The sequence below is a fragment of the Pseudomonas triticicola genome (assembly GCF_019145375.1).
GTDB lineage: Bacteria > Pseudomonadota > Gammaproteobacteria > Pseudomonadales > Pseudomonadaceae > Aquipseudomonas > Aquipseudomonas triticicola.
The window spans coordinates 542722-568227 of record NZ_JAHSTX010000002.1; the positions used below are offsets into that span (position 1 = coordinate 542722).

Consider the following 25506-nt stretch of genomic DNA (forward strand, 5'->3'; position numbering starts at 1 on the left):
TTGGCTCACGACCCGTGCCCTCTAAAAGGCCTCGAAAGTTCACCATGCCCGCTCTGTAGGCCGGCTCTGTAGCGAAACTTCCCATTGTCGAGCGCCTTTGTAAGGCGATCGTGTTCAAGGGCTGTAGCAAGGCAAGATTCAGACCATGGCGTTGCGCTATCACCTTACAGTCGACGACCAGTCAGTTAGTTAGCTGCCTAAGGGGATAGCGCGAGCGCACCGAAAAATGGCACATTGACGCACCTGCCTGCGGGCACCCATCTGCTGTCCGGAATTTTCCATGGCTATCAGCAACGTTCAGACCGCCGCTGCCTCGGCGACCGCTGCTCCGCAAAGCAGCCCCTTGGTGATGCGCATCATCGGCGCGGTGGCGCTGGCGCATCTGATCAATGACCTGATCCAGTCGGTGCTGCCGTCGATCTACCCGATGCTCAAGGCCAACTATGGCCTGACTTTCACCCAGGTCGGCCTGATCACCTTGACCTTCCAGTTGACCGCGTCGCTGTTGCAGCCGTGGGTCGGTTATCACACTGATCGCCATCCCAAACCGTGGCTGTTGCCGGCGGGCACGGTGTGTACGTTGATCGGCATTCTGATGATGTCAGTGGTCGGCAGCTTCCCATTGATTCTGCTGGCGGCGGCGCTGATTGGTATCGGCTCGTCGACCTTTCACCCGGAAGCCTCGCGTGTTGCGCGACTGGCCTCGGGCGGCCGGTTTGGTCTGGCGCAATCGACCTTTCAGGTCGGCGGCAATGCCGGCTCCGCCTTCGGCCCGTTGCTGGCGGCGGCGATCATCATTCCCTTCGGCCAGGGCAATGTGGCGTGGTTCGGTCTGTTCGCAGTGTTTGCGCTGTTCGTGCTGTACCGCATCAGCCGTTGGTACGCCAATCACCTCAACTTGTTCAAGCTCAAGGCCGGCCAAGCCGCGACGCACGGCTTATCGAAGGGCAGGGTGACCAGTGCCTTGGTGGTCCTGGGGCTGCTGGTGTTCTCCAAGTATTTCTACATGGCCAGTTTCACCAGCTACTTCACCTTCTTTCTGATCGAGAAGTTCGACCTGTCGGTTGCCAGCTCGCAGCTGCACTTGTTCCTTTTCCTGGGCGCAGTGGCGGCGGGGACGTTCTTCGGTGGACCGATTGGCGACAAGATCGGGCGCAAGGCAGTGATCTGGTTTTCCATCCTGGGGGTGGCGCCATTCACCTTGATCCTGCCGCATGTCGATCTGTTCTGGACCAGCATTCTCAGCGTGGTGATCGGCTTCATTCTGGCGTCGGCATTCTCGGCGATCGTGGTGTACGCGCAGGAACTGGTGCCAGGCAATGTCGGGATGATTGCCGGGATTTTTTTCGGTCTGATGTTTGGTTTCGGCGGGATTGGCGCAGCGCTGCTCGGGCATCTGGCGGATGTGCACGGGATTGAGTACGTGTATTTCCTGTGCTCGTTTCTGCCGTTGTTTGGTGTGTTGGCGATCTTTTTACCGCGTACCAGAAAGGCCTGAACAGACGAATCGAACTGTGGGAGCGAGCCTGCTCGCGAATGGATGGGTCAGTTGACGAATGCTTAGCTTACACGCCACATTCGCGAGCAGGCTCGCTCCCACAGGGAAATGTACGCAGTCACTGAATTTCAGGCACAAAAAAGCCGCGTATCAAACGCGGCTTTTTGTTGCCCGGCTGTTGCTTAGACGTTGAAGCGGAAGTGCATCACGTCGCCGTCCTTGACGATGTAATCCTTGCCTTCCAGGCGCCACTTGCCGGCTTCTTTGGCGCCGGCTTCGCCCTTGTACTGGATGAAGTCGTTGTAGGCGATGACTTCGGCACGGATGAAGCCTTTTTCGAAGTCGGTGTGGATCACGCCAGCGGCCTGTGGTGCGGTAGCACCGACCTTGACGGTCCAGGCGCGGACTTCTTCGACACCGGCGGTGAAGTAGGTCTGCAGGTGGAGCATTTCGTAGCCGGCGCGGATCACGCGATTCAGGCCAGGCTCTTCCAGGCCCAGGGCCTCGAGGAACATGTCCTTCTCTTCGCCGTCGTCGAGCTCGGCGATTTCCGCTTCGATCTTGTTGCACACCGGAACGACCATGGCGCCTTCTTCTTCGGCGATGGCCTTGACCACGTCCAGGTGCGGGTTGTTGTCGAAGCCGTCTTCAGCCACGTTGGCGATGTACATGACCGGCTTGGTGGTCAGCAGGTGGAAGCCCTTGATCACTGCCTTTTCGTCAGCGCTCATGTTCTTCATCAGGCTGCGCGCCGGCTTGGCTTCGGTGAAGTGCGCGATCAGTTGCTCGAGCAGAGCCTTCTGAACCACGGCGTCCTTGTCACCGCCCTTGGCGTTGCGCGCGACTTTCTGCAGTTGCTTCTCGCAGCTGTCGAGGTCGGCGAAGATCAGTTCCAGGTCGATGATTTCGATGTCGCGTTTCGGGTCGACGCTGTTGGAAACGTGGATCACGTTGTCGTCTTCGAAGCAGCGCACCACGTGGGCGATAGCGTCGGTTTCGCGGATGTTGGCCAGGAACTTGTTGCCCAGGCCTTCACCTTTCGAGGCACCGGCAACGAGGCCGGCGATGTCGACGAATTCCATGGTGGTCGGCAGGATGCGCTTGGGATTGACGATGGCCGCCAGAGCTTCCAGACGCGGATCCGGCATCGGCACGATGCCGCTGTTCGGCTCGATGGTGCAGAAGGGGAAGTTCTCGGCCGCGATACCGGATTTGGTCAGGGCGTTGAACAGGGTGGACTTGCCGACGTTAGGCAGGCCGACGATGCCGCAATTGAATCCCATGGTGTTTCCCCTCGGGTAAAAGTCAGGCCTTCTGGCTGTGCAGGTTTTTCATCGCGCGGTTCCATTCCCCGGCGAGGATATCCGGCAGCACGCCGAGGGCAAAGTCGATGCTGGCATCGAGTTTTTCCTGTTCGGCGCGTGGCGCACGACCCAGGACGAAATTTGAAACCATACTGGCAACGCCCGGGTGGCCGATGCCAAGCCGCAGGCGGTAGAACGTATTCTGATTGCCCAGTTGCGCAATGATGTCGCGCAACCCATTGTGACCGCCATGGCCGCCGCCCTGCTTGAGCTTGGCAACGCCCGGAGGCAAGTCGAGTTCGTCATGCGCCACGAGGATTTCTTCAGGCTTGATGCGGAAGAAACCGGCGAGTGCCGCCACGGCCTGGCCGCTGCGGTTCATGTAGGTGGTGGGAATCAGCAGACGAACATCCTGACCCTGATGCGAATAACGCCCGGTCAGGCCGAAATATTTGCGATCGGCCACAAGATTCACATTCTGTGCGTGGGCGATGCGCTCAACAAAAAGGGCCCCTGCGTTATGCCGGGTCTGTTCGTATTCAGCGCCTGGATTTCCCAGGCCAACGATCAGTTTGATGGCAGTCACGATAGGGGCCCTTCCTTGGAGTGGTGGATAACATCGCCGCGATCGGGGAAAGCGGCGAAAGTGGACGAAAAATGCTCATTTACCATGGATGTAAACTCCGCGTTCTCGCCCGCTTTCTCGCTACGTTCCAGTCCGCGATGTTACTTGCTCACTCCGGCATGACAGAGTGAATTACTCTGCTGCGCCTTCTTCGGTAGGTTCTGCAGCAACACGTGGAGCGTGGACGTTGGCAACAGCCTTGTCATCGCCGTGTGCCAGAGCAACGAACTCAACACCTTTAGGAGCTTTGAGGTCCGACAGGTGGATGATGGTGCCGATTTCTGCTTTCGACAGGTCGACTTCGATGAACTCAGGCAGATCTTTTGGCAGGCAGGTCACTTCGATTTCAGCAACAACGTGCGAAACTTCGCCGCCTTTCTTCACTGGAGCTTCTTCGCCAACAAAGTGTACAGGCACGATAGCGGTCAGTTTCTGGCCAGCTACAACGCGTACGAAGTCAGCGTGCATCACGTGGCCTTTGGCCGGGTGACGCTGCAGAGCCTTGATGATTACGTTCTGCTTGGTGCCACCAACGTTCAGCTCGATAATGTGGCTGTAAGCCGCTTCGTTTTCGAGCAGTTTGGCAACTTCTTTGGCCAGCATGCTGATGGATTCAGGGGCTTTGTCGCCACCGTAAACTACAGCTGGAACCAGGCTTGCGAGACGACGCAGGCGGCGGCTCGCACCTTTCCCCAGGTCGGAACGCACTTCAGCATTCAGAGTAAAATCGTTCATTTTGTATCTCCAAAATAGCCATGACCGAGTGGCGTTTGCGACCAGCGCCGAACACGGTATGGGCAAAAAAGCCCCGCCCCGACAGGAATGCCGGGGCGGGGCGCTTTTCGTCAACGAGACATTTCGCGAAGGGCAGGGCCCTTAACGGAACATCGCGCTGATCGATTCTTCATTGCTGATGCGGCGAACCGCTTCGGCAACAACCGGTGCGATATCCAGTTGACGGATACGTGCACAGGCTTGTGCTGCAGCGGACAGCGGAATGGTGTTCGTCACCACCAGCTCGTCCAGCACGGAATTTTCGATATTCTCAATGGCCCGGCCCGACAGCACAGGGTGTGTGCAGTAGGCAAAGACCTTGGCTGCGCCATGCTCTTTCAGGGCCTTGGCCGCGTGGCACAGGGTGCCGGCGGTATCGACCATGTCATCGACGAGAATACAGGTACGCCCTTCGACATCACCGATGATATGCATCACTTCAGAGTGATTGGCTTTCTCACGGCGTTTGTCGATGATCCCGAGATCGACGCCCAGCGACTTGGCAACAGCCCGTGCACGCACGACGCCACCAATGTCCGGAGACACGATCATCAGGTTTTCGAAGCGCTGATCTTCGATGTCATCCACCAGAACCGGGGAGCCGTAGATGTTATCTACCGGAATATCGAAGAAGCCCTGAATCTGGTCAGCATGCAGATCAACCGTGAGAACACGGTCGATGCCGACTACGGTAAGCATGTCAGCAACGACTTTCGCGCTGATAGCCACACGTGCGGAACGCGGACGGCGATCCTGGCGGGCATAACCAAAATAAGGAATAACAGCAGTGATACGAGTAGCCGAGGAGCGGCGGAAGGCGTCAGCCATCACTACCAGTTCCATCAGGTTATCGTTGGTCGGAGCGCAGGTCGGCTGAATAATGAAGACGTCTTTACCGCGAACGTTTTCATTGATCTCGGCTGTGATTTCGCCGTCGGAAAACTTGCCGACAGAGATGTCACCGAGAGGGATATGCAGCTGACGTACGACACGCCGAGCCAGATCGGGGTTGGCATTCCCCGTAAAGACCATCATCTTGGACACGCGCAGTACCTAGAGGCTGAGGGTAACCTGGATGAGTAGAGAAAATGGCAGGGGCGGCTGGATTCGAACCAACGCATGGCAGGATCAAAACCTGCTGCCTTACCGCTTGGCGACGCCCCTGTATCTGTTGCTTTCAAGTGCCGGGCACTTGATTCCTTTAGAGCAGACTTTGCAGCTTGCGATGCAACATCGAAACGTTGCTTCCTTTCGCTACAAACCCTGTAAGGGTCTCTGTCAGAAGGGCCGAGACTTTATCAGCTTCAGCTTTGCTTGGGAAGCCCCCAAACACACAACTTCCAGTTCCGGTGAGCTTTGCTTCGGTAAATTTACCTAACAAATCCAATGCGTTACGTACCTCTGGATAACGCCTTGCTACCACCGGCAAGCAGTCATTTCGACTGTTTCCCTCGGGAACGGGGCGCACTTTAATGGGCGGTGTGTTACGTGTCAACAAAGGATCGGAAAAAATTTCTGCCGTACTAACAGCGACTTGCGGCACGAGCACCAGATACCACGGTTCTTCGGGGTCGACCGGGGTCAGTATCTCGCCGACGCCCTCGGCAAATGCTGCATGGCCACGGACGAACACCGGTACGTCGGCGCCCAGTGACAAGCCCAGTGCGGCGAGACGATCTTCATCCCAGCCCAGTTGCCACAAATGGTTGAGACCGAGCAAAGTCGTCGCCGCATTCGAACTGCCGCCACCGATGCCGCCGCCCATGGGCAGGACTTTGTCGATCCAGATGTCGATGCCGAGCGCGCAGCCGGACTGTTGCTGCAACATCTTCGCCGCGCGCACGATCAGGTTGCTGTCGTGGGGCACGCCGGCGAACTCGGTGTGCAGTTGAATCACGCCGTCATCGCGCAAGGCGAAAGTGAGTTCATCGCCGTAATCGAGGAATTGAAACAGCGTCTGCAATTCGTGATAACCGTCTTCACGGCGACCGAGAATGTGCAGCATCAAGTTGAGTTTGGCCGGCGAGGGCAGGGTCAGGCGTGCAGCGGTCATGCGTTATTGCCCCAACTTGCGCGGTTGCCAGGTTTTGATCACCAGCGTCACGTCGAGGTCGGTGCCGTGCAGCTTGATGCGCTCGGGCAGCCAGTAACCATTCTGTTCGGTGTAGGCGGTGTATTCGACTTTCCAGCCGTCCTGCTCGAGGCTGGCCAGACGGCTGTCGGCGTCCAGGTTCAAGCGACTTTTGCTTTCCGGGGCCGGCAGGCCGCGTACCCACCAGGCCAGATTCGACACCGGCAGTTTCCAGCCCAGCTGTTCTTCGAGCAGGGCTTCAGGAGATTGCGATTCGTAGCGGCCCTGATTGGCGACTTCCAGCGACACCTTGCCCGGGCGCCCGGTCAGCCGTGCCGCACCACGACCCAGCGGGCCGGACAGACGAATGTCGTAATAGTCCTGACGCTGCAGCCAGAACAACGTGCCGCTGCCGGAATCTTTCGGCGCGCGGATGCCGATCTTGCCGTCGATCTGCCAGCCATCGAGGCCGGTCAGTTGCTGTTTATTCGCCGCCCACTGGGCCGGGCTGCCGTGGCCCTCGACCGATTCGCGAGTGCCGAACCCCGAGCAGCCGGCGAGCAGGGCGATGAAGCTGAAAACAATAACGTGGCGCAAAAGCATGGTTTAAAGATTCTCGGATCCGGTCAGGCGCTTGATGGTGCTGCGCAGAATGGTGCTGTCGGGCTGATCCTTGAGGAACTTGCCCCACACTTGTTTGGCTTCGCGTTGATTGCCCTTGGCCCAGAGGACTTCGCCAAGGTGCGCAGCGACTTCGTGGTCAGGGAAACGCTCGAGCGCCTGGCGCAGGTATTTCTCCGCGTCGTCCAGATTGCCCAGGCGATAGTTCACCCAGCCGAGGCTGTCGAGAACTGCCGGGTCTTCCGGATTGATCTGGTGCGCCTGCTCGATCAGCGTTTTCGCTTCAGCGTAGCGGGTGGTGCGATCGGACAAGGTGTAGCCCAGTGCATTCAGCGCCATGGCATTGTCCGGGTCGCGCTTGATGATCAGGCGCAGGTCTTTCTCCATTTGCGCCAGATCATTGCGTTTCTCCGCGAGCATGGCGCGGGTGTAAAGCAGATTGAGATCGTCCGGGTATTTCTGCAGCGCTTGTTGCAGAACCTTCCAGGCCTTGTCGTCTTGTTTGTTGGCCGACAGGCTTTCCGATTCGATCAGATACAGCTGGATCGCGTAATCCGGTTGCTCGTCACGCTCGGCCGCCAGCTTGCTTTGCGCTTCGGCGGTCTTGCCGTTGCTCATCAGGATATCGGCCTGACGCAGCTGTGCCGGCAGATAGTCATTGCCCGGGCCGACCTGTGCGTACTCGATGAGCGCGCCTTGCGGGTCGTTGCGCTCTTCGGCAATCCGGCCGAGGTTCAGATGCGCCGAATCGACATGGCTTTCGCGAGCGATCAGGTCTTCCAGATAACCTTTGGCCTCATCCCAAGCCTTGGCTTCCAGGCACACCAGCGCCAGCGAATAACGCAGTTCGTCGTCTTCCGGGTATTGCTGAACGAGCGTGGAGAATTCGGCCTTGGCGTCGTCCATGCGGTCCTGTTCGACCAGCATGCGCGCGTAAGTCAGGCGCAGGCGCTTGTCTTCCGGGTATTTCCTGATGCTTTTCTGCAACAGCGGCAGCGCTTCGTCGCCACGGTTGAGCAATTGCAGCAGGCGCGCACGCAGCAGGATCGGTGCAATTTCGCCGTCTTCCGGTGGGTTGTCTTCGAGCAGAGTCAGCGCGCCTTGATTGTCGCCGTCCTGCTGCAACAGCAGAGCCTTGCCGAAAATCAGCTGATTGTTGTTCGGGTGGCGCTCAAGCAAACGGTCGAAGCTTTTCATCAGACCGTTGCGGGTTTCCTGATCGGTGTCGGCGGCCGACAGTGCGAGGAAGTCGAAATGGGTGTCGCCCTTGCCCTGCAGGACTTTCTCCATGTAGACCATGGAGTCGTCGTAACGCCCGGCGCGAGCCAGTTGCACGGCAGCGGCGCGTTGCGCTTCGAGATCGTCCGGAGCGTTGCGCGCCCAGATCAGCGCGGTGTCGAGGGCCGGTTGATCGGCGCCCAGATATTCGGCGATGCGGAAAGCCCGCTCGGAGACGCCCGGATCCTGGGTGTTGATGGCCTGGGTCACGTAGTTATCCAGGGCAATGTCGAAACGATTGCGCTGGCCGGCGAGTTCGGCGCTCAGCAGGCTGAACACGGTTTCCTCGCTGAACGAGCCGTAAACCTTGGGCTTTTCAGGCGCGGGCGTGGTGTCTTCGACCGGTGGGGTGCCGTCCGGCGCAACGGGCGCCATGGCCTGGCAGCCGCTGAGGAAGACAAAAGCGAGGAGCAACGCGGAAGATCTATTCATATAGGAAGAGGGCGACTAACCTGCGGTCGGATCATCATGACACAAGCCTTCGGCCAAACATAACCGAGACTCAATTGTGGCCATTATAGGGGCTGACGATTGGGACAATAGTCAGCGGTAGTTGTTCTGAATCTTTCGAAGTAGGACAATTGCCGGCTTCACGTCACCATCAGCGACCTTGAATGGCCTTCCTTGCACTCGGTATTAACCACAAGACTGCTTCAGTAGACGTCCGCGAGCGCGTGGCCTTTACCCCTGAGCAGCTGGTGGAGGCCTTGCAGCAGCTCTGCCGACTGACCGACAGCCGCGAAGCCGCGATCCTCTCCACCTGCAATCGCAGCGAGCTTTATCTAGAACAGGATCAGCTCTCGGCCGATGTCGTGCTGCGCTGGCTGGCCGATTATCACCATCTGAGCCTCGACGAACTGCGCGCCAGCGCCTATGTGCATGAAGACGATGCGGCTGTTCGTCACATGATGCGCGTCGCTTCCGGGCTCGACTCGCTGGTGCTGGGCGAACCGCAGATTCTCGGCCAGATGAAATCGGCCTACGCCGTGGCCCGCGAGGCCGGCACCATCGGTCCGCTGCTGGGGCGGCTGTTTCAGGCGACGTTCAATGCCGCCAAGCAAGTGCGTACCGATACCGCGATCGGCGAGAACCCGGTGTCGGTGGCGTTTGCCGCAGTGAGCCTGGCGAAACAGATTTTCAGCGATCTGCAACGCAGCCAGGCGCTGCTGATCGGTGCCGGCGAGACGATTACGCTGGTCGCGCGCCATTTGCATGAGCTGGGGGTCAAGCGCATCGTTGTTGCCAACCGCACGCTGGAGCGCGCCAGTCAGTTGGCCGAGCAGTTCGGCGCTCATGCGGTGCTGCTCTCGGACATTCCGGCGGAGCTGGTGCGCAGCGATATCGTCATCAGTTCGACCGCCAGCCAGTTACCGATCTTGGGTAAGGGCGCGGTGGAAAGTGCGCTGAAGCTGCGCAAGCACAAGCCGATCTTCATGGTCGACATTGCGGTACCGCGCGATATCGAGCCGGAAGTCGGCGAGCTCGATGACGTTTACCTGTATAGCGTCGACGATCTCCACGAAGTGGTCGCCGAGAACCTCAAGAGCCGTCAGGGCGCTGCGCAAGCGGCGGAGGAAATGGTCTCGGTCGGCGCCGACGATTTCATGGTGCGCCTGCGCGAACTGGCGGCAGTCGATGTGCTCAAGGCCTATCGTCAACAGAGCGAACGCCTGCGAGACGAGGAATTGCAGAAGGCCCTGCGTCTGCTGGCCAACGGCGGCAACGCCGAAGACGTGCTCGGGCAACTGGCCCGTGGCCTGACCAACAAACTCTTGCATGCGCCCAGCGTGCAGTTGAAAAAGCTGTCTGCCGAAGGCCGCCTCGATGCGCTGGCCATGGCCCAGGAACTCTTTGCCCTTGAGGGCTCACCGGATAGTTTTTCGGATAAAAAACCGCAATGAAAGCGTCACTGCTCAACAAGCTGGACATTCTCCAGGACCGTTTCGAGGAACTGACCGCGCTGCTTGGCGACGGTGAAGTCATTGCCGATCAGGCCAAATTTCGCGCCTACTCCAAGGAGTACGCCGAACTCGAGCCGGTAGTGGCCGCCTATAAAAAGCTGCTCGGCGTGCAAAGCGATCTTGAAGGCGCGCAGGCGCTGCTCAAGGACAACGACCCGGACATGCGCGAAATGGCCGTGGAAGAAGTTCGCGAAGCCAAGGAGTTGCTGGTCACGCTGGAATCCGATCTGCAGCGCATGCTGCTGCCTAAAGATCCGAATGACGGGCGCAACGTCTTCCTCGAAATTCGCGCCGGCACCGGTGGCGACGAGGCGGCGATCTTCTCCGGCGACCTGTTCCGCATGTACTCGCGTTATGCCGAGCGGCGTGGCTGGCGCGTCGAGATCCTCTCGGAAAACGAAGGCGAACACGGTGGCTATAAAGAAGTCATCGCGCGCATCGAAGGCGACAACGTTTACGGCAAGTTGAAATTCGAATCCGGCGCGCACCGCGTCCAGCGCGTCCCGGCGACAGAATCCCAGGGCCGGATCCACACGTCGGCCTGCACCGTGGCAGTGTTGCCCGAGCCGGACGAGCGTGAAGCCATCGAGATCAACCCGGCGGATTTGCGCGTCGACACGTTCCGCTCCTCTGGGGCCGGTGGTCAACACGTCAACACCACCGATTCGGCGATCCGCATTACCCACATACCGACCGGCACTGTCGTCGAGTGCCAGGAAGAACGTTCCCAGCACAAGAACCGTGCCCGGGCGATGGCGTGGTTGTCGGCCAAGCTCAACGATCAGCAAACCGCTGCGGCGGCCAATGCGATCGCCAGTGAGCGCAAATTGCTGGTCGGTTCCGGTGATCGTTCCGAGCGCATCCGCACTTACAACTACGCTCAGGGCCGGGTCACCGACCATCGCGTCAACCTGACCCTGTATTCGCTGGATGAAATTCTCGCCGGTGGCGTCGAGGCGGTGATCGAGCCGTTGCTGGCCGAATATCAGGCTGACCAACTCGCAGCGATAGGTGAATAAATGACCATCATCGCCAGCCTGTTGCGCGCTGCCGAGTTGCCGGACTCGCCGACTGCGCGTCTGGATGCTGAATTGCTCCTCGCCGCCGCATTGGGCAAGTCGCGCAGCTTCCTGCACACCTGGCCCGAGCGCATCGTGCCGAGCGAGGCTGCGCTGACCTTTGCCGAATATCTGCAACGGCGGCGTAGCGGTGAACCGGTGGCCTACATTCTCGGCCAGCAGGGCTTCTGGAAGCTGGATCTGGAAGTCGCGCCGCACACGCTGATTCCGCGCCCGGACACCGAATTGCTGGTGGAGGCAGCCCTTGAGCTGCTGCCGGCAACTCCGGCCAAGGTTCTTGATCTGGGCACCGGCAGTGGCGCGATTGCTTTGGCCTTGGCCAGCGAGCGCCCGGCGTGGAAAGTCACCGCTGTGGATCGCGTGCTCGAAGCCGTGGCCCTGGCCGAACGCAACCGCCAGCGTCTGCACCTGAACAACGCCACGGTGCTGAGCAGCCATTGGTTCAGCGCACTTGCAGGCCAGCGCTTTCAGCTGATCATCAGCAACCCGCCGTACATTGCCGCCACCGATCCGCATCTGGTCGAGGGCGATGTACGCTTCGAACCGGCCAGTGCGCTGATCGCCGGTGAAGATGGCCTCGACGATTTGCGCCTGATTGTTGCGCAGGCGCCGGATCATCTTGAAGCCGGCGGCTGGCTGATGCTAGAACACGGCTATGATCAGGCCGAAGCCGTGCGTGATCTGCTGCTCACTCGTGGCTTTGCAGAAGTCCACAGCCGCACCGATCTGGGCGGCCATCAACGCATCAGTCTGGGGCGCCTGCCGTGCTGAATGATCAGGAATTGCTGCGCTACAGCCGGCAGATTCTGCTGCAGCACATCGACATCGACGGGCAGCTGAAGCTCAAGGCCAGCCGCGTGCTGATCGTCGGCCTTGGCGGTCTCGGCGCGCCGGTGGCGTTGTATCTGGCGGCAGCGGGCGTCGGCGAGTTGCATCTGGCGGATTTCGACACGGTCGATCTGACCAACCTGCAACGGCAGATCATTCACGACACCGACAGTGTCGGCATGTCCAAGGTCGACTCGGCGCTCAAGCGCCTGGGCGCGATCAACCCCGAGATTCAACTGGTCGCCCATCGTCAGGCGCTGGACGCCGACGCCCTCGCCGCAGCGGTGGCGGCGGTGGATCTGGTCCTCGATTGCTCGGACAACTTCTCTACCCGTGAGGCAGTCAACGCCGCCTGTGTTGCCGCGCGCAAGCCCTTGGTCAGCGGTGCAGCAATTCGTCTGGAAGGGCAGCTGTCGGTGTTCGATCTACGGCGTGGCGAGAGCCCTTGCTACCACTGCCTGTACGGACACGGCAGCGAAGCCGAACTGACCTGCAGCGAGGCCGGCGTGGTCGGGCCGCTGGTCGGTCTGGTCGGCAGCTTGCAGGCGCTGGAAGCGTTGAAACTGCTGGTCGGCTTTGGCGAGCCATTAGTGGGGCGTTTGTTGCTGATCGACGCTCTGGGTTCGCGCTTCCGTGAGCTGCGGGTCAAGCGCGATCCGGGCTGCAGCGTCTGTGGCGCCCGCCATGCGTGAAGCGCCGATCGGCGTGTTCGATTCCGGGGTCGGCGGCTTGTCGGTTCTCGGCGAAATTCAGCGCTTGCTGCCCAACGAATCGCTGCTTTATGTCGCCGATTGCGGGCACATTCCTTACGGCGAGAAAACCCCGGAATTCATCCGCCAGCGTTGCAGTGCGATGGCAGGGTTTTTTCGCGAGCAGGGTGCCAAGGCTTTGGTGCTGGCGTGCAATACCGCGACTGTGGCCGGTGTTGCCGACTTGCGTCGCGACTTTCCCGAATGGCCGATTGTCGGCATGGAACCGGCGGTCAAACCGGCCGCTGCGGCCACGCGAAGCGGCGTGGTTGGCGTCCTGGCCACGACAGGCACATTGCAGAGCGCAAAGTTTGCCGCGTTGCTCGATCGTTTCGCGGTTGACATAAAAGTCATCACCCAGCCATGTCCGGGACTGGTCGAGCTGATCGAAACGGGTGATCTGCACAGCGCCGAATTACGCACTTTATTGCAAGGTTACGTCGCTCCATTGCTGGCGCAAAACTGCGACACGATCATCCTGGGCTGCACCCATTATCCCTTTCTGAAACCGTTACTGAGATCGATGATCGCCGACGATGTCAGCCTGATCGATACCGGAGCTGCCGTGGCCCGGCAGTTGCAGCGTTTGCTCGCCGAGCGTGATCTGCTGGCGCAATGTCCGAGCCAGCCGGTGAAGTTCTGGACCAGCGCCGATCCGCAGTCCCTCAGAAAAATCCTACCGTTGCTGGGCCAAACTGCGTCGAATGTGCAAAACTTCGACTTGTAAAAAAAATGTGAAATAACTGAAAAAACGCTGAACTTCTGACCAAGCGCGGATTTCTATAGCGACAGCAGCAACTAAAAACCAAACGATCGTTCCGGAAAAGGAAGTTTCAAAGTGAAGCGACTATTCTGCTTGGCCGCGATTGCGGCCGCACTGATGGGGCAAAGCATTTCTGCACAAGCCGCTGGCGTTGAATTCGCCGTCGGCGGTACCAGCGATTCGACAATGACGTATCGCTTAGGCATGAATTTCGACTGGGACAAGAGCTGGCTGCAGAGCGACGTTGGTCGCCTGACCGGCTACTGGAGCGGTGCCTACACGTATTGGGAAGGTGACAAGACTTCCAGCAACAACAGCCTGTCGTTCTCGCCTGTATTCGTTTACGAGTTTGCCGGTAAGTCGGTCAAACCGTACGTGGAAGCGGGTATCGGCGCGGCGTTCTTCTCCAACACCGAATATGAGAGCAACAAGCTGGGCGGTTCCTTCCAGTTCGAAGACCGCATCGGTTTCGGCCTGCGCTTCAACGGCGGACACGAAGTCGGCATCCGCGCCACGCACTACTCCAACGCCGGCCTGTCCAGCGACAACGATGGTGTAGAAAGCTACGCGCTGCATTACACAATGCCGCTGTAACACGCCGCTACGCGGAACCAACGTGGGAGCGAGCCTGCTCGCGAAAGCCGAGTGTCAGTCAATTCAAATGGTGGCTGACACACCGCCTTCGCGAGCAGGCTCGCTCCCACAGTTGTTTCTGCGTTGTCAAAGAAATCAGCGGTAGGCTGTCGCAATACCCCGGCGCTCTTCGATGCACTCCGGCGCGCCCATTTCAAACTCGCGGCAAATCAGCGGGCGTCGTTCATAGATCGTGCACATCATGCTGTCGCGATCCAGTGCCGCGCACCAGCCGTCGTCCAGACGCAGCATCACTTCACCGCCCCATTCATCGGTATCGATAAAGCGATCAGGCACGCCGGTGTCGGTGATCAGCATCACTTCGAGCTGGCAGCAGCACGCCGCACAGGTCGAGCAGGTGACCGCCGGTTCGGCAATTTGGGTGTGAGGGATGGTTTTCATAGCGGCAGTGTAAGGCAGTGATCGCTTTGGGTGTGAAAGCGCTGACGGACGCTCACGGCGCCAGACGCCGCGCCATCAAATGCAACAGTGGGAACAAGCCTGCCCAGAGCAGCCCGATAACGATCAGCGTCGCCGCCTCGCCATAGGGAAATTGCACGCCCGCCAGGCGTCCGCCAGCGTAGTACGACAATGCGCCGCCCACCGCGCCAAGTGCGCTGGCCAGCCACCATGGCCGCGCGCTCCAGGCCAGGCAGTGGCGCAACGTGGTGGCGAGCAGCGCCCACAGCAGCTTCAGCCACAGCGGAATCAGCGGTGACGCGTCTGCAAAGCGGAACACGTCGAGGTAACGCAGGACACTGTCCACCGCCGTGCCGACAATCACCACGCACAGAATCAAACGTCCTTCTGCCGCCCAACTGCTGATCCAGCGCAGATGAATCACCAGAGCCGCCAGCGCCAGCAACAGCCATAAACTGTTGCCGCCGAGCACGCAGGCCAGCCAGCCGAGCTGAAACAGCACGGCATTGGCGATTTGCTCACGCATCGAAGCGCCCGAGCAACGGCGCGGTCATCGCCGCCGGTTTGGCCAGCAGCAATTGCGCGGTGCCGATGGTGCGTTCGAGGAATCCGCCCTCGCAGTAGCACAGATAGAACTCCCACAAACGCAGGAAATAATCGTCGTAGCCCAGTTCGCTCAGGCGACCGTGGGCGAGGCGAAAGTTCTCGTGCCACAGGCGCAGGGTCTTGGCGTAATGCAGGCCGAAATCTTCCATGTGCAGCAGGTTCATGTCGGTTTCGCGGCTGACCACATCGAGCATCTTGTGCACCGAGGGCAGGGCGCCGCCGGGGAAGATGTAGCGCTGGATAAAGTCGACGCTGCGCTTGGCCTGTTCGTAGCGTTGTTCGCGAATGGTGATCGCCTGGAGCAGCATCAGGCCGTTGCTCTTGAGCAACTGCGCGCATTGCTTGAAGTAGGTGGGCAGGAACCGATGGCCGACCGCTTCGATCATCTCGATCGACACCAGTTTGTCGTACTCGCCGCTGAGGTCGCGGTAATCCTTGAGCAGCAAGGTGACGCGGTCCTGCAAGCCCAATTGTTCGATGCGTTTGGCAGTGAACGCGAACTGCTCTTTCGACAGCGTCGTGGTGGTCACGCGGCAACCGTAATGCTGCGCCGCGTACAACGCCATGCTGCCCCAACCAGTGCCGATTTCCAGCAGGTGGTCGCTGGGCTTGAGCGCGAGTTTCTGGCAGATGCGCTCGAGTTTGTTCAGTTGCGCCTGTTCCAGGGTGTCGCTCGGCGAAAGGAACTGGGCGGCGGAATACATCATGGTCGGGTCGAGAAACTGTTCGAACAGTTCATTGCCGAGGTCGTAGTGCGCGGCGATGTTTTTCTGCGAACCCTTGCGCGTGTTGCGATTGAGCCAGTGCAGGCCTTGCACGAAGGGCCGGCCGAGACGCGCCAGGCTACCCTCCATGGCATCGAGTACATCGAGATTGCTGACGAACACGCGCACCACAGCAGTCAGGTCCGGCGAACTCCAATAGCCGTGGATGAATGCTTCGCCGGCGCCGATCGAGCCGCTGCTGGCGACCATGCCCCACAGGGCCGGGTCGAGTACATGGACTTCGCCGAGCAGAGCACTGCCCGGGGTGCCGAAAAGCATTTGTTCGCCATCCTCGACGACCATCAATTGTCCGTGTTTAAGCTGGGCCAATTGGCGCAACACGCCACGGCGCAGCAGCGAGCCGGTCAAACCGTTGGTGCTGAAGCGACCGAGCGGCAGGCTAGAGGATTTCATGGTGCGGCTCCTTCGGAGGCACAGTGGCGGTTTTAAAGCTGCCGTCGGCAGCCTGGTGAGGGAAGATCGGCGCGCGCTTGAGCAGCAGTCGCAGTGCTTGCCAGTAAATCGCCAAAGCGGTTTTTGCGGTCATCCACGGAAAGCGCCGCAGGTAGCGATGCAGGCTGCGACGATCGAGCGGTTCACGGCGCAGATTGAGCGTGGCGTCGAACAGTTTCTCGTTGCCCTGCCAGTCGGCCATGTGCACGCCGAGGCTTTGCGCAGCCGGGCTGAAGCTCATGCGGTATTCGAGGTCGCGGGGCAGAAACGGCGAGACGTGAAACGCCTTGGCCACAGCGAAATGCTGGTGGAAATCCACCAGGCTCGTCGGCACCTGCGCCGGCAGCACATAGTGATAACGCTCGCGCCACGGCGTGTTGGTCACTTCACAAACGATCGCCGCCAGTTGCCCGTCGGCTTCATGGCAATAGAAGAAACTCACCGGATTGAACGACAACCCCCAACTGCGCGGCTGGGTCAGCAGGCATACCGCGCCTTGTGGCTCATGACCGATGGCTGCACCGACCTGCTGGCGCACCGCGTCGATCAGGCGCATGCCCTTGCCGGTGAAGGCTTTGAGGTAATCGGTTTCGCGAAACGAGAACGGCGCAAAGCGGCTGCGCCCCGCCAGCGGCGACAAGGCCAGCACGGCGTCCTGTTCGCTCAGGTCGAGGTAGAGCAAACCGATGCGGTAGCGGAATTCGTGGCGGCGCGGCGAAAAACGTCGGTGGCCGATCACGCCGTTGTACAGAGCGCTGTTCACAGGGTTTCACCGAGCGCGGCGGCCACGCGCAAGCCGCTGACCACGCCATCTTCGTGAAAACCGTTGGCCCAGTAGGCGCCGCAATAATGTGTGTGCTGCTCGCCATCGAGTTCGCCCCAACGGTTTTGCGCGGCCGCTGCGGCGAGGGTGTATTGCGGGTGGGCGTAGGTATAGCGGGCCAGCACTTTATCCGGGCTGATGCCGGCAGTCTGGTTGAGGCTGACGCAGAACGTAGTGTCGCTCTCGATACCCTGCAGGATGTTCATGTTGTAGGTGACCGCCGCGCGCGTGTGGCCGGCGCCGCCGAGGCGATAATTCCAGCTGGCCCAGGCCAGTTTGCGCGTCGGCAGCAGGCGCGTGTCGGTGTGCAGCACGACGTCGTTGTCGGCGTAGAGCAGGGCACCGAGAATCGAACGCTCGACGTCGCTCGGGTTGGCCAGCAGGTTCAGCGCCTGATCGCTGTGACAGGCGAACACCACTTTGTCGAAATGTTCGAGGCCGGCCGGGCTGTGGATAACCACGCCGTGCTGGTTGCGCTCGACGCGCTTGACCGGGCAGTTCAGGCGAATCCTGTCGCTGAACGAAGCGGTCAGTGGCGCCACATAAGCACTGGAACCGCCTTCAATGACCTGCCACTGCGGACGATCGCTGACTGAGAGCAGGCCATGATTCTTGAAGAAACGCAGGAAGAATTGCAGCGGGAAATTGAGCATTTCCGCCATCGGCATCGACCAGATCGCCGCCCCCATCGGCACGATGTAATGCAGGATGAAACGCTCGCCGTAGCCGCCAGCCTTGAGGTAATCATCGAGGGTGGTATCGGCGGCGATGCGCAGTTCCACCAGGTCGCGCTGCGCTTCTTTGTTGAAGCGCAGAATGTCGCGCAGCATGCCCCAGAACCCCGGCGACAACAGATTGCTGCGCTGGGCGAACAGGCTGTTGAGATTGTTGCCGTTGTACTCCACGCCAGTGTCCGGGTCGGTTACCGAAAAGCTCATTTCGGTCGGCTTGAACGCCACGCCGAGCTGGTTGAGCAAGCGAATGAAGTTCGGGTAAGTCCAGTCGTTGAAGACGATGAAACCGGTATCGATGGCGAACGATTGCCCGGCCACGCTGACCGGTACGGTGTGGGTATGGCCGCCGACCCAGTCACTGGCTTCGAACACGGTGATGTCGTGGCGGCGGTTCAGCAGGTAGGCGCAGGTCAGGCCGGCGATACCGCTGCCAATCACGGCGATTTTCATATCGGGTCCCGCTGCGGTGGGTTCTTGCGCACCATGCGTTTGCCGATCGCCAGTTGCGCGCGGGCCGGCAGTTTCGACAGCGGCCACAGCGCGGCCATGAACAGCCCCGGGAAGGCAATTTCCAGCGGCCGGTCCTTGAGTTTGGCGAAGATGTGCCGCGCCGCTTTATCCGCAGGCCAGCTCAGCGGCATCGGGAAATCGTTCCTCTCGGTCAGCGGCGTTTCGACAAAACCCGGGCTGATGATGGTGACTTCGATACCTTCATCCGCCAGATCGATGCGCAGCGATTCGAACAGGTAACGCAGCCCGGCCTTCGATGCGCCATAGGCTTCGGCCCGTGGCAGCGGCAGGTAAGTCACCGAGCTGGCCATGCCGACCAGATGCGGCGCGGTGCCTTTGCGCAACAGCGGCAGGGCGGCTTCGATGCAATAGCTGCTGGCGAGCAGATTGGTGCGCACCACGTGCTCGATGATCGAGGAATCGAACTGGCGCGCGTCGACATATTCACAGGTGCCGGCGTTGAGAATCACGCTGTCCAGCGACCCCCAGGCCTCGGCGATCTGCTCACCGATTTCGCGCACGGTCTGACTGTTGGTCAGATCGCCGGGCACCACCAGCACCTGGCCAGGATAGCGCTGGGACAAGACTTTCAGCGGCGCAGTCGAGCGCGAGCTGACCGCCAGATGCGCGCCGCTTTTCAGAATGTCCTCGCACAATGCTGCGCCGATGCCACTGCTGGCGCCGGTCAACCAATACCGCCGTGGAGGTGTACGACTCATCCCATTCTCCTTTTCAGCCAGGCAATCGCCCGGCCCAATATTGGCAAGTGTTCATACAGCAGCGCCCCGGCATCGAAATAATCCCGATGGCGATAAACCTTGTCGCGCCAGAGCAGGTGCGAGCAGCCACCGACCCTGATTTCCCGACCGTTGGCCAGGCGCGGATGGCGATAACTCATGACCCAGCGCAGGTAACCCTCACCTTCGCGGATCTGGTCAAAGCCGTGAAAATCGAAACGCAGATCGCTGACGTTGGCGTACAGCTCACTGAAGTAATCCCGCAGTTGTGCCAGGCCCTGAACTTCGTGCAGCGGATCGGTGAAATGAATGTCGTCGCTGTACAACTCGCCGAGGCGATGCAGGTTGTCTTTGTTCAACCCGGAAAACTCGCGGGCGAAGCTGCGCAGGAATTCACTCATCGCTGCCGCCCACAGGTTGGCGCGACGGCAGGTTCTTGAACGCCGTCAGCGCACGCTCGCGTGAAGTGCTGAGATTAACGATCGGCGCCGGATAATCGGCCACGCCGAACAGTCCTCCGGCTGCCACCGGATTGTGCACTTGCTTCTTGTTGAGCCCGGCCAGTTCCGGCAACCAGTGCTTGATGAACACGCCTTCGGCATCGAATTTTTCCGACTGACTCAGCGGGTTGAAGATACGGAAGTACGGCGCCGAGTCGGTGCCGGTCGACGAGCTCCATTGCCAGCCACCGTTGTTGGCCGCCAGGTCGCCGTCGATCAGGTGGCGCATGAAAAAGCGTTCGCCCTCGCGCCAGTCGATCAACAGATTTTTGGTCAGGAACATCGCCACGACCATGCGCAGGCGATTATGCATCCAGCCGGTTTCGAGCAATTGGCGCATCGCCGCGTCGATGATCGGCAGTCCGGTGCGTGCCTCCTGCCAGGCCTTGAGTTCTTCCGGCGCATCGCGCCAGGCCAGCGCCTCGGTTTCCGGGCGGAAGGCGCGATGCCGCGAGACGCGTGGATAGCCGACCAGAATGTGTTTATAGAACTCGCGCCACAGCAGCTCGTTGATCCAGGTCACCGCGCCGACCTTGCCGCTTTCGAACTCGCCCTGATTGCTTTGCAGTGCAGCGTGCAGGCACTGGCGTGGCGAGATCACGCCGGCGGCGAGGTACGCCGACAATTGGCTGGTGCCAGGTTTGGCCGGGAAGTCGCGTTCGCTGCGGTAATAATCGATCTGCGCATCGGTGAAGGTGTCGAGGCGGCGCCGCGCCTCTTGCTCGCCGGCCGGCCACAAGGCGCGCAGGGATTCGCTCGGCGTGGCGAAGCCTTTGACCGCCTCGGGAATTGCGTCACTTTCGATATCCAGCGCGGCCTGTTTACCCGGTGCTTTGATCAATGCCGGCATCGAGCGGTGCAGGCGTTCGTAGCAGACCTTGCGGAACTGACTGAACACCTGGAAATAGGTGCCGGTCTTGGTCAGGATCGTGCCGGGTTTGAACAGCAACTGATCCAGATAGCTGTGGAACTCGATGCCCTCGGCCCGCATCGTTTCGGCCACGGCTTCATCGCGGCGGCTTTCGTGAACGCCGTATTCCTCGTTGACGTGCACCGCCTCGATCTTCAGTTGCCGACAGAGCTTGAGCAGCTCTGCCGGTGCCTGCTCCCAGTGCGGCGCGCTGCGAATCAACAACGGGATGTTCAGCGCGCCGAGGCTTTGGCTCAGTTCGCGCAAATTGCGCAGCCAGAAATCCACTTTGCACGGCGCATCGTCGTGCTCCAGCCATTGCTGCGGACTCAACAGATACACCGCCACGGTCGGGCCGCGCGCTGCGGCGGCCGCGAGGGCAGTGTTGTCATGTTGGCGCAAGTCGCTGCGCAGCCAGATCAATTGCATGTGATTAAACCCATCATCAAATCAATCCGCGCTCGAGCAGCGCCTGATGGGCTGCTAGCGGATCTTCGGCCAGGAACAGATCGGTGGCTTGGGCGGTGCGTGCTGACAGCTCGGCGTGGTGGATGTGCACCGCAGGTCCGGCGATCAGGGTCGGACAATTGACGTTCGCCAACAGCTTCGGCAACTGCGCCAGTTGCAAGGCTTTGCTCGAATACAACAGCACGCCACGGGCCTGCAGATGCTCGACGGTCAGCGCCAGTTCGCCGGCCGGCAGCGGCCAGTCGAACACCTGCACCGGGCAATCGGCACTGCTGATCAGCCATGCGCACAGCCACAGATGCGGCTCCAGCGGCAGGTCGGAATGATTGATCAACAGCAGCGGCGCCGAATGCAACTGGCGGTTGTTATGGTAGATGCGTGCGCCGAACTTGCTGCGCAGCCAGGAATAGAAAAACGCGCGCTCCATCTGCGCGCCGAACTGGCCCTGCCAGCGCTGTTCGAGCTCGGCCAGCAGCGGCATCAGCAACTGCTCGCACAAGGTGCGTGGCGGGTACAGGGCGATGGCCTGATTGACGCTGTCATCCAGCGTGCGCTCATTCAGTGCGGTCACCGCCGAAAGCAATGTCTGGCGCAGACGCTGCCAGTCGTTCTCCACGGTTTCGGTGAAGGCTTGCGGTGCGTCCAGCAATGGCTTGACCTGGCTGACCGCAACTCCGCGGTTGAGCCAGGTGAGGATGGCCATGATCCGCTGCACATGTTCAGCGCTGTAGAGTCGATGGCCCTTGGGCGTGCGCTGCGGCACCACCAACCCATAGCGACGTTCCCACGCGCGCAGGGTGATGGCGTTGACGCCGGTCTGCCGCGCGACTTCGCGAATTGGCAACCAGCCCTCGTCGAGGGCTTTCTTGAAGTCGGCGCCGAGGTCTTCCCGGGCGCTGCTGTCGGTTTTATCGTTCATTAGATCGCGTTTCGCAGACTGAGGTTTTCCGGATGCGGCTGCAGGTAAACCTGCTGCGCGATGTACGGGTCCGGATGGAGTCGAAAGTGGTGTTTGAGCAGCGTCAACGGCACCACCAGCGGCACGATGCCCTGACGGTACTGGCCGATGATCTGCTGCATTTCCTGTTTGTCTTCGGCGCTCAGCGATTGTTTCAAATAACCGCTGAGGTGCAGCAGCACGTTGCAATGGGTGCCGCGCGTGGCGCATTTCCTCAGCGCGGCCATCAGTTCGCTGAAATAGCGCGGGCCGAGTTCGGCGGGATCACTGTCGGCCATGTTGCCGAGCATCTTGCCGAGGTTTTTGTATTGCAACGGGTTGTGCGCCATCAGCAGGTACTTGTAGCGCGAATGGAATTCGGTGAGGGCGCGGCGGCTCAGGCCTTCGGCGAGCACTTGTTGCCAGGCGCTGTAGGCCAGGACGCGGGTGATGAAGTTTTCCCGCAGCACCGGATCGTTGAGGCGCCCGGCTTCTTCCACCGGCAGATCCGGATGTTGGGCACAGAATGCCTGCGCATAGATGCCGCGTCCGCCACCATTCACTGGCGCGCCGTTGTCGTGATAGACCTTGACCCGTTCCAGCCCGCAGGAGGGCGACTGCTGCATGAAGATGTAGCCGGACAGGTCCTGCAACTCGGCGGCCATTTTCTCGCCGTATTCGGCCAGCGGCCTGGTGACGTTGATGGTCCGGTCGACGGTGCCGACTGCCTCGGGCTGTTCAGGGTCGCCGACCAGCCGGATCGGCTCACGGGGAATGCCCATGCCGATGGCGACTTCCGGGCACAGCGGGACGAAATCGAAATATTCGGCGAGGGTACGGCTGCATAGCCGCGATTCCTTGTGCCCACCGTTGTAGCGCACTTCTTCGCCCAACAGGCAGGCGCTGATGGCGATCTTCGGCTTGGACAGGGAAGCAGTAGACATGAGCACCTCGAATCTATACCTGTACAGAGAGTTACCTCTGTACAACTTTTCCTCAGCATAGATCGATGGATGTACAAGTCAAATGATTTGTATAAGATTTTTGTGCGGCGTTGATCTGTGGGAGCGAGCGTGCTCGCGAAAGCAGTGGGTCAGTAAAGGAATTTGTATCTGATACAGCGCTTTCGCGAGCAGGCTCGCCACCACAAGGGAAATCTATTTCCAGCCGAGTAACCAGAGCTTGCTGTCTTTCAGCACTTGCCAATCCAGCCGCTCGCTACGCTGGGTCAGCACCGCCTGCAATTCAACTTCCAGCACCGTACCTTCCTCGTCGCGGATCAGTTCGGTGATCAGAAAATGTTTTTCGCGGTTTTGCGGCTGGGCTGCTGTCCACTTCGACAGCAGCAATTTGCGCGGATTGATGCGATTCATTGCAGGTGTTCGTGCAAGCGACGTGCAGCCTCCTGACCACTGAGCCAGGCCCCTTCAACGCGGCCCGACAGGCACCAGTCGCCACAGGCGTACAGGCCCAGATCGACATCAGCCAGTGTGGTCCATTCATGGCCGGTAGCGGGGCGGGCGTAGAGCCAGCGGTGGGCGAGGCTGAAGGTCGGCGCAGGCATGGCGCTGTGCAACAGTTCGGCGAAAGCACCGTGCAGATGTTCGATTACTGCTTCCTTGGAGAGGTCGATGTGTTGCCGGCTCCAGGCGCTGGTCGCATGCAGCACCCACGTGTCAAGGGTGCTGTCGCGCCCGGGTTTGCTGCGGTTGCGCGCCAGCCAGTCGAGTGGGCTGTCCTGTACGAAGCAGCCTTCGATTGGCGTATCGAGTGGGGTTTCGAAGGCAAGGGCGACCGCCCAGGTCGGCTCCATTTTCACCCCGGCAGCGACGCCGGCGAGTTTCGGCGCGGCGGCCAGCAACGCGGTGGCTTGCGGTGCCGGTGTGGCGATCACCACATGGCTGAAGGGGCCGTGGGTGCAGCCGTCGGCGTCCTGCAGATGCCAGTGTTCTTCGCCGCGATAGACCTCGGTGATGCGGCAGGCAAACTGCACGTCCAGGCCATCGAGCAGGCCGCGAGTGATGGCGCTCATGCGCGGCGTGCCGACCCAGCGGGTCTGCTCGTCCGGCGACATGTTCAGTTGGCCGCCCTGGAAGGTGTACAGCTGCGGCGCCCACTCGGCGGCCCAGCCCTGGCTCTGCCAGCGCTGCACTTCGGTGACGAAGCGCCGGTCACGCGCGGTGAAGTATTGAGCGCCCATGTCCAGCGAGCCAGCGTCGCTGCGCTTGCTCGACATGCGCCCGCCGCTGCCGCGGCTTTTATCGAACAGTTGAACGGTATGCCCGGTCTCTGTCAGAGCCTGGGCGGCGGAGAGCCCGGCGATGCCGGTGCCGATGATTGCGATAGGTACAGTCATAGGGGCCTCGTTTACCTTTCTGTACAGACTACGCCGTCGATGAAACCTGTACAATTCTGTTTTTTGGTATAACTTCTAGCGTTCTCGTTCTGACAGCTTGGCCTATTGTTAAACCATAGAGCCTGCCCGATCGAAAAGATCCCTGCCTATAAAAATAGACTAGTGATCCGGGTTAAACGCCACGCGAGGAAGATGTCATGCACATATTGCTGACCGGCGGTACTGGTTTGATCGGACGTCAGCTCTGCCGGCACTGGCTGGAGCAGGGCCATCGGCTGACGGTGTGGAGTCGCCGCGCGGAAAAAGTCGCGCAGATCTACGGCGCGCAAGTGCGCGGAATTTCGCGTCTGGAGGACCTCGGCGAAGAGCCGCTGGATGCGATCGTCAACCTCGCCGGTGCGCCGATTGCCGACCGCCCCTGGACCCATCGACGCAAGGCGTTGCTGTGGAGCAGCCGCATCACCCTGACGGAAACGCTGCTGGCGTGGCTGGAAACCCGCGCGCAGAAACCGGCGCTGCTGATTTCCGGCTCGGCGATCGGCTGGTACGGCGACGGTGGCGAACGCGAGTTGACTGAAGAATCACCGCCCGGCATCGACGACTTCGCCAGTCAGTTGTGCATCGCCTGGGAAGAGACCGCGCTGCGTGCCGAGAACCTCGGCATCCGCGTGGTGCTGGTGCGAACCGGTCTGGTGCTGTCGGCTGAGGGCGGCTTTTTGTCGCGGCTGTTGCTGCCGTTCAAGCTCGGGCTGGGTGGGCCTTTGGGCAATGGTCGGCAGTGGATGCCGTGGATTCACATCGACGATCAAATCGCCCTGATTGATTTTCTTCTGCACCGGAATCAGGCCAGCGGTCCTTATAATGCCTGCGCGCCGAAACCTGTGCGCAACCGCGAATTTGCCAAGACCCTGGGCAGTGTGTTGCACCGCCCGGCGTTCATGCCGATGCCGACCCTGGCGCTGAAAGTCATGCTCGGCGAGCTGTCACTGTTATTGCTCGGCGGCCAGCGTGCGACGCCGGCACGCTTGCTCGAAGCGGGGTTCGCTTTCCGCTTTACGGATTTACGCGCGGCTCTGGATGATCTCTCCAGCCGCCTCTGAAATA

27 protein-coding genes and 1 tRNA gene are annotated in these 25506 nt (G+C 60.4%); 8 read left to right on the top strand and 20 right to left on the bottom strand.

Going from position 1 to position 25506, the window contains the following annotated elements:
• The first annotated feature begins 280 nt into the window (after positions 1-280).
• Positions 281-1498, top strand: coding sequence for an MFS transporter (locus KVG85_RS24310; protein WP_217865237.1), 1218 nt, complete (start codon positions 281-283; stop codon positions 1496-1498).
• A 182-nt stretch (positions 1499-1680) separates the two neighbouring features.
• Here KVG85_RS24310 and ychF read toward each other — a convergent pair whose 3' ends face one another.
• From ychF to KVG85_RS24350, 8 genes are all read right to left on the bottom strand, one after another.
• Positions 1681-2781, bottom strand: coding sequence for a redox-regulated ATPase YchF (gene ychF / locus KVG85_RS24315; RefSeq protein ID WP_039761260.1), 1101 nt, complete (start codon positions 2779-2781; stop codon positions 1681-1683).
• Between the two features lie 22 nt (positions 2782-2803).
• Positions 2804-3388 (bottom strand): aminoacyl-tRNA hydrolase, encoded by a 585-nt coding sequence (gene pth, locus KVG85_RS24320; protein ID WP_016773203.1) that lies wholly within the window; start codon positions 3386-3388, stop codon positions 2804-2806.
• Between the two features lie 171 nt (positions 3389-3559).
• Complete coding sequence (locus KVG85_RS24325) at positions 3560-4162, bottom strand: 50S ribosomal protein L25/general stress protein Ctc (RefSeq protein ID WP_110602994.1); 603 nt, start codon at positions 4160-4162, stop codon at positions 3560-3562.
• 141 nt (positions 4163-4303) lie between these two features.
• The gene (locus KVG85_RS24330; RefSeq protein ID WP_003171603.1) at positions 4304-5245 is read right to left on the bottom strand and encodes a ribose-phosphate pyrophosphokinase; all 942 of its coding nucleotides are present in this window, start codon (positions 5243-5245) and stop codon (positions 4304-4306) included.
• A 45-nt stretch (positions 5246-5290) separates the two neighbouring features.
• Positions 5291-5365, bottom strand: a tRNA-Gln gene (locus KVG85_RS24335).
• A 37-nt stretch (positions 5366-5402) separates the two neighbouring features.
• A complete protein-coding gene (ispE, locus tag KVG85_RS24340; RefSeq protein WP_217865238.1) occupies positions 5403-6254 on the bottom strand; it encodes a 4-(cytidine 5'-diphospho)-2-C-methyl-D-erythritol kinase in 852 nt (283 codons plus the stop codon).
• Between the two features lie 3 nt (positions 6255-6257).
• Positions 6258-6875 (bottom strand): lipoprotein insertase outer membrane protein LolB, encoded by a 618-nt coding sequence (gene lolB, locus KVG85_RS24345; protein ID WP_016773207.1) that lies wholly within the window; start codon positions 6873-6875, stop codon positions 6258-6260.
• Between the two features lie 3 nt (positions 6876-6878).
• Positions 6879-8603: a tetratricopeptide repeat protein gene (locus KVG85_RS24350; protein WP_041480005.1), complete on the bottom strand. Its 1725-nt coding sequence runs from the start codon at positions 8601-8603 to the stop codon at positions 6879-6881.
• Positions 8604-8785: 182 nt separating this feature from the next.
• Between KVG85_RS24350 and hemA the strand changes: the two genes are divergently transcribed.
• From hemA to KVG85_RS24380, 6 genes are all read left to right on the top strand, one after another.
• A complete protein-coding gene (gene hemA / locus KVG85_RS24355; RefSeq protein WP_217865239.1) occupies positions 8786-10072 on the top strand; it encodes a glutamyl-tRNA reductase in 1287 nt (428 codons plus the stop codon).
• Entirely contained in the window at positions 10069-11151 is a 1083-nt protein-coding gene (gene prfA, locus KVG85_RS24360) for a peptide chain release factor 1 (RefSeq protein WP_217865240.1), read from the top strand. The genes hemA and prfA overlap by 4 nt, the downstream gene beginning before the upstream one ends.
• Complete coding sequence (gene prmC / locus KVG85_RS24365) at positions 11152-11982, top strand: peptide chain release factor N(5)-glutamine methyltransferase (protein WP_186569148.1); 831 nt, start codon at positions 11152-11154, stop codon at positions 11980-11982.
• On the top strand, positions 11976-12731 hold the full coding sequence (locus KVG85_RS24370) for a molybdopterin-synthase adenylyltransferase MoeB (protein ID WP_217865241.1): 756 nt from the start codon (positions 11976-11978) through the stop codon (positions 12729-12731). Before prmC ends, KVG85_RS24370 begins: the two co-directional genes overlap by 7 nt.
• A complete protein-coding gene (gene murI, locus KVG85_RS24375) occupies positions 12724-13515 on the top strand; it encodes a glutamate racemase (protein ID WP_186569150.1) in 792 nt (263 codons plus the stop codon). Before KVG85_RS24370 ends, murI begins: the two co-directional genes overlap by 8 nt.
• Positions 13516-13626: 111 nt before the next feature.
• Positions 13627-14145 carry an acyloxyacyl hydrolase gene (locus KVG85_RS24380; RefSeq protein ID WP_217865242.1) on the top strand — a complete coding sequence of 173 codons (519 nt, stop codon included), beginning with the start codon at positions 13627-13629 and terminating at the stop codon, positions 14143-14145.
• A gap of 135 nt (positions 14146-14280) precedes the next feature.
• Here KVG85_RS24380 and KVG85_RS24385 read toward each other — a convergent pair whose 3' ends face one another.
• The 12 genes from KVG85_RS24385 to KVG85_RS24440 form a co-directional block, all read right to left on the bottom strand.
• Positions 14281-14586 (bottom strand): YkgJ family cysteine cluster protein, encoded by a 306-nt coding sequence (locus KVG85_RS24385; protein WP_024014290.1) that lies wholly within the window; start codon positions 14584-14586, stop codon positions 14281-14283.
• Between the two features lie 52 nt (positions 14587-14638).
• Entirely contained in the window at positions 14639-15130 is a 492-nt protein-coding gene (locus KVG85_RS24390) for a DUF2878 domain-containing protein (RefSeq protein ID WP_217865243.1), read from the bottom strand.
• On the bottom strand, positions 15123-16388 hold the full coding sequence (locus KVG85_RS24395) for an SAM-dependent methyltransferase (RefSeq protein WP_217865244.1): 1266 nt from the start codon (positions 16386-16388) through the stop codon (positions 15123-15125). Before KVG85_RS24395 ends, KVG85_RS24390 begins: the two co-directional genes overlap by 8 nt.
• A complete protein-coding gene (locus KVG85_RS24400; RefSeq protein WP_207809686.1) occupies positions 16375-17190 on the bottom strand; it encodes a DUF1365 domain-containing protein in 816 nt (271 codons plus the stop codon). Before KVG85_RS24400 ends, KVG85_RS24395 begins: the two co-directional genes overlap by 14 nt.
• A complete protein-coding gene (locus KVG85_RS24405; RefSeq protein WP_217865245.1) occupies positions 17187-18434 on the bottom strand; it encodes an NAD(P)/FAD-dependent oxidoreductase in 1248 nt (415 codons plus the stop codon). Before KVG85_RS24405 ends, KVG85_RS24400 begins: the two co-directional genes overlap by 4 nt.
• Positions 18431-19213: an SDR family NAD(P)-dependent oxidoreductase gene (locus KVG85_RS24410; protein ID WP_217865246.1), complete on the bottom strand. Its 783-nt coding sequence runs from the start codon at positions 19211-19213 to the stop codon at positions 18431-18433. The genes KVG85_RS24405 and KVG85_RS24410 overlap by 4 nt, the downstream gene beginning before the upstream one ends.
• Positions 19210-19632 carry a nuclear transport factor 2 family protein gene (locus tag KVG85_RS24415; protein ID WP_073473500.1) on the bottom strand — a complete coding sequence of 141 codons (423 nt, stop codon included), beginning with the start codon at positions 19630-19632 and terminating at the stop codon, positions 19210-19212. The genes KVG85_RS24410 and KVG85_RS24415 overlap by 4 nt, the downstream gene beginning before the upstream one ends.
• Positions 19625-21070 carry a deoxyribodipyrimidine photo-lyase gene (phrB, locus tag KVG85_RS24420; protein ID WP_217865247.1) on the bottom strand — a complete coding sequence of 482 codons (1446 nt, stop codon included), beginning with the start codon at positions 21068-21070 and terminating at the stop codon, positions 19625-19627. Before phrB ends, KVG85_RS24415 begins: the two co-directional genes overlap by 8 nt.
• A gap of 16 nt (positions 21071-21086) precedes the next feature.
• Positions 21087-22028: a MerR family transcriptional regulator gene (locus KVG85_RS24425; RefSeq protein ID WP_217865248.1), complete on the bottom strand. Its 942-nt coding sequence runs from the start codon at positions 22026-22028 to the stop codon at positions 21087-21089.
• On the bottom strand, positions 22028-22990 hold the full coding sequence (locus KVG85_RS24430) for a YbgA family protein (protein WP_217865249.1): 963 nt from the start codon (positions 22988-22990) through the stop codon (positions 22028-22030). Before KVG85_RS24430 ends, KVG85_RS24425 begins: the two co-directional genes overlap by 1 nt.
• 213 nt (positions 22991-23203) lie before the next feature.
• On the bottom strand, positions 23204-23419 hold the full coding sequence (locus tag KVG85_RS24435; RefSeq protein WP_217865250.1) for a TIGR02450 family Trp-rich protein: 216 nt from the start codon (positions 23417-23419) through the stop codon (positions 23204-23206).
• Complete coding sequence (locus tag KVG85_RS24440) at positions 23416-24402, bottom strand: NAD(P)/FAD-dependent oxidoreductase (RefSeq protein ID WP_217865251.1); 987 nt, start codon at positions 24400-24402, stop codon at positions 23416-23418. The genes KVG85_RS24435 and KVG85_RS24440 overlap by 4 nt, the downstream gene beginning before the upstream one ends.
• Before the next feature lie 197 nt (positions 24403-24599).
• Between KVG85_RS24440 and KVG85_RS24445 the strand changes: the two genes are divergently transcribed.
• Positions 24600-25502 carry a TIGR01777 family oxidoreductase gene (locus KVG85_RS24445; RefSeq protein ID WP_217865252.1) on the top strand — a complete coding sequence of 301 codons (903 nt, stop codon included), beginning with the start codon at positions 24600-24602 and terminating at the stop codon, positions 25500-25502.
• Positions 25503-25506 lie beyond the last annotated feature (4 nt).

Excerpts from the sequence above, each read along its gene's own strand:
- KVG85_RS24310 (WP_217865237.1), top strand. The coding sequence starts at position 281 with ATGGCTATCAGCAACGTTCAGACCGCCGCTGCCTCGGCGACCGCTGCT.
- ychF (WP_039761260.1), bottom strand. The coding sequence starts at position 2,781 with ATGGGATTCAATTGCGGCATCGTCGGCCTGCCTAACGTCGGCAAGTCC.
- KVG85_RS24325 (WP_110602994.1), bottom strand. The coding sequence starts at position 4,162 with ATGAACGATTTTACTCTGAATGCTGAAGTGCGTTCCGACCTGGGGAAA.
- ispE (WP_217865238.1), bottom strand. The coding sequence starts at position 6,254 with ATGACCGCTGCACGCCTGACCCTGCCCTCGCCGGCCAAACTCAACTTG.
- lolB (WP_016773207.1), bottom strand. The coding sequence starts at position 6,875 with ATGCTTTTGCGCCACGTTATTGTTTTCAGCTTCATCGCCCTGCTCGCC.
- KVG85_RS24350 (WP_041480005.1), bottom strand. The coding sequence starts at position 8,603 with ATGAATAGATCTTCCGCGTTGCTCCTCGCTTTTGTCTTCCTCAGCGGC.
- hemA (WP_217865239.1), top strand. The coding sequence starts at position 8,786 with ATGGCCTTCCTTGCACTCGGTATTAACCACAAGACTGCTTCAGTAGAC.
- prfA (WP_217865240.1), top strand. The coding sequence starts at position 10,069 with ATGAAAGCGTCACTGCTCAACAAGCTGGACATTCTCCAGGACCGTTTC.
- prmC (WP_186569148.1), top strand. The coding sequence starts at position 11,152 with ATGACCATCATCGCCAGCCTGTTGCGCGCTGCCGAGTTGCCGGACTCG.
- murI (WP_186569150.1), top strand. The coding sequence starts at position 12,724 with ATGCGTGAAGCGCCGATCGGCGTGTTCGATTCCGGGGTCGGCGGCTTG.
- KVG85_RS24385 (WP_024014290.1), bottom strand. The coding sequence starts at position 14,586 with ATGAAAACCATCCCTCACACCCAAATTGCCGAACCGGCGGTCACCTGC.
- KVG85_RS24390 (WP_217865243.1), bottom strand. The coding sequence starts at position 15,130 with ATGCGTGAGCAAATCGCCAATGCCGTGCTGTTTCAGCTCGGCTGGCTG.
- KVG85_RS24395 (WP_217865244.1), bottom strand. The coding sequence starts at position 16,388 with ATGAAATCCTCTAGCCTGCCGCTCGGTCGCTTCAGCACCAACGGTTTG.
- KVG85_RS24405 (WP_217865245.1), bottom strand. The coding sequence starts at position 18,434 with ATGAAAATCGCCGTGATTGGCAGCGGTATCGCCGGCCTGACCTGCGCC.
- KVG85_RS24410 (WP_217865246.1), bottom strand. The coding sequence starts at position 19,213 with ATGAGTCGTACACCTCCACGGCGGTATTGGTTGACCGGCGCCAGCAGT.
- KVG85_RS24415 (WP_073473500.1), bottom strand. The coding sequence starts at position 19,632 with ATGAGTGAATTCCTGCGCAGCTTCGCCCGCGAGTTTTCCGGGTTGAAC.
- phrB (WP_217865247.1), bottom strand. The coding sequence starts at position 21,070 with ATGCAATTGATCTGGCTGCGCAGCGACTTGCGCCAACATGACAACACT.
- KVG85_RS24425 (WP_217865248.1), bottom strand. The coding sequence starts at position 22,028 with ATGAACGATAAAACCGACAGCAGCGCCCGGGAAGACCTCGGCGCCGAC.
- KVG85_RS24430 (WP_217865249.1), bottom strand. The coding sequence starts at position 22,990 with ATGTCTACTGCTTCCCTGTCCAAGCCGAAGATCGCCATCAGCGCCTGC.
- KVG85_RS24435 (WP_217865250.1), bottom strand. The coding sequence starts at position 23,419 with ATGAATCGCATCAATCCGCGCAAATTGCTGCTGTCGAAGTGGACAGCA.
- KVG85_RS24440 (WP_217865251.1), bottom strand. The coding sequence starts at position 24,402 with ATGACTGTACCTATCGCAATCATCGGCACCGGCATCGCCGGGCTCTCC.
- KVG85_RS24445 (WP_217865252.1), top strand. The coding sequence starts at position 24,600 with ATGCACATATTGCTGACCGGCGGTACTGGTTTGATCGGACGTCAGCTC.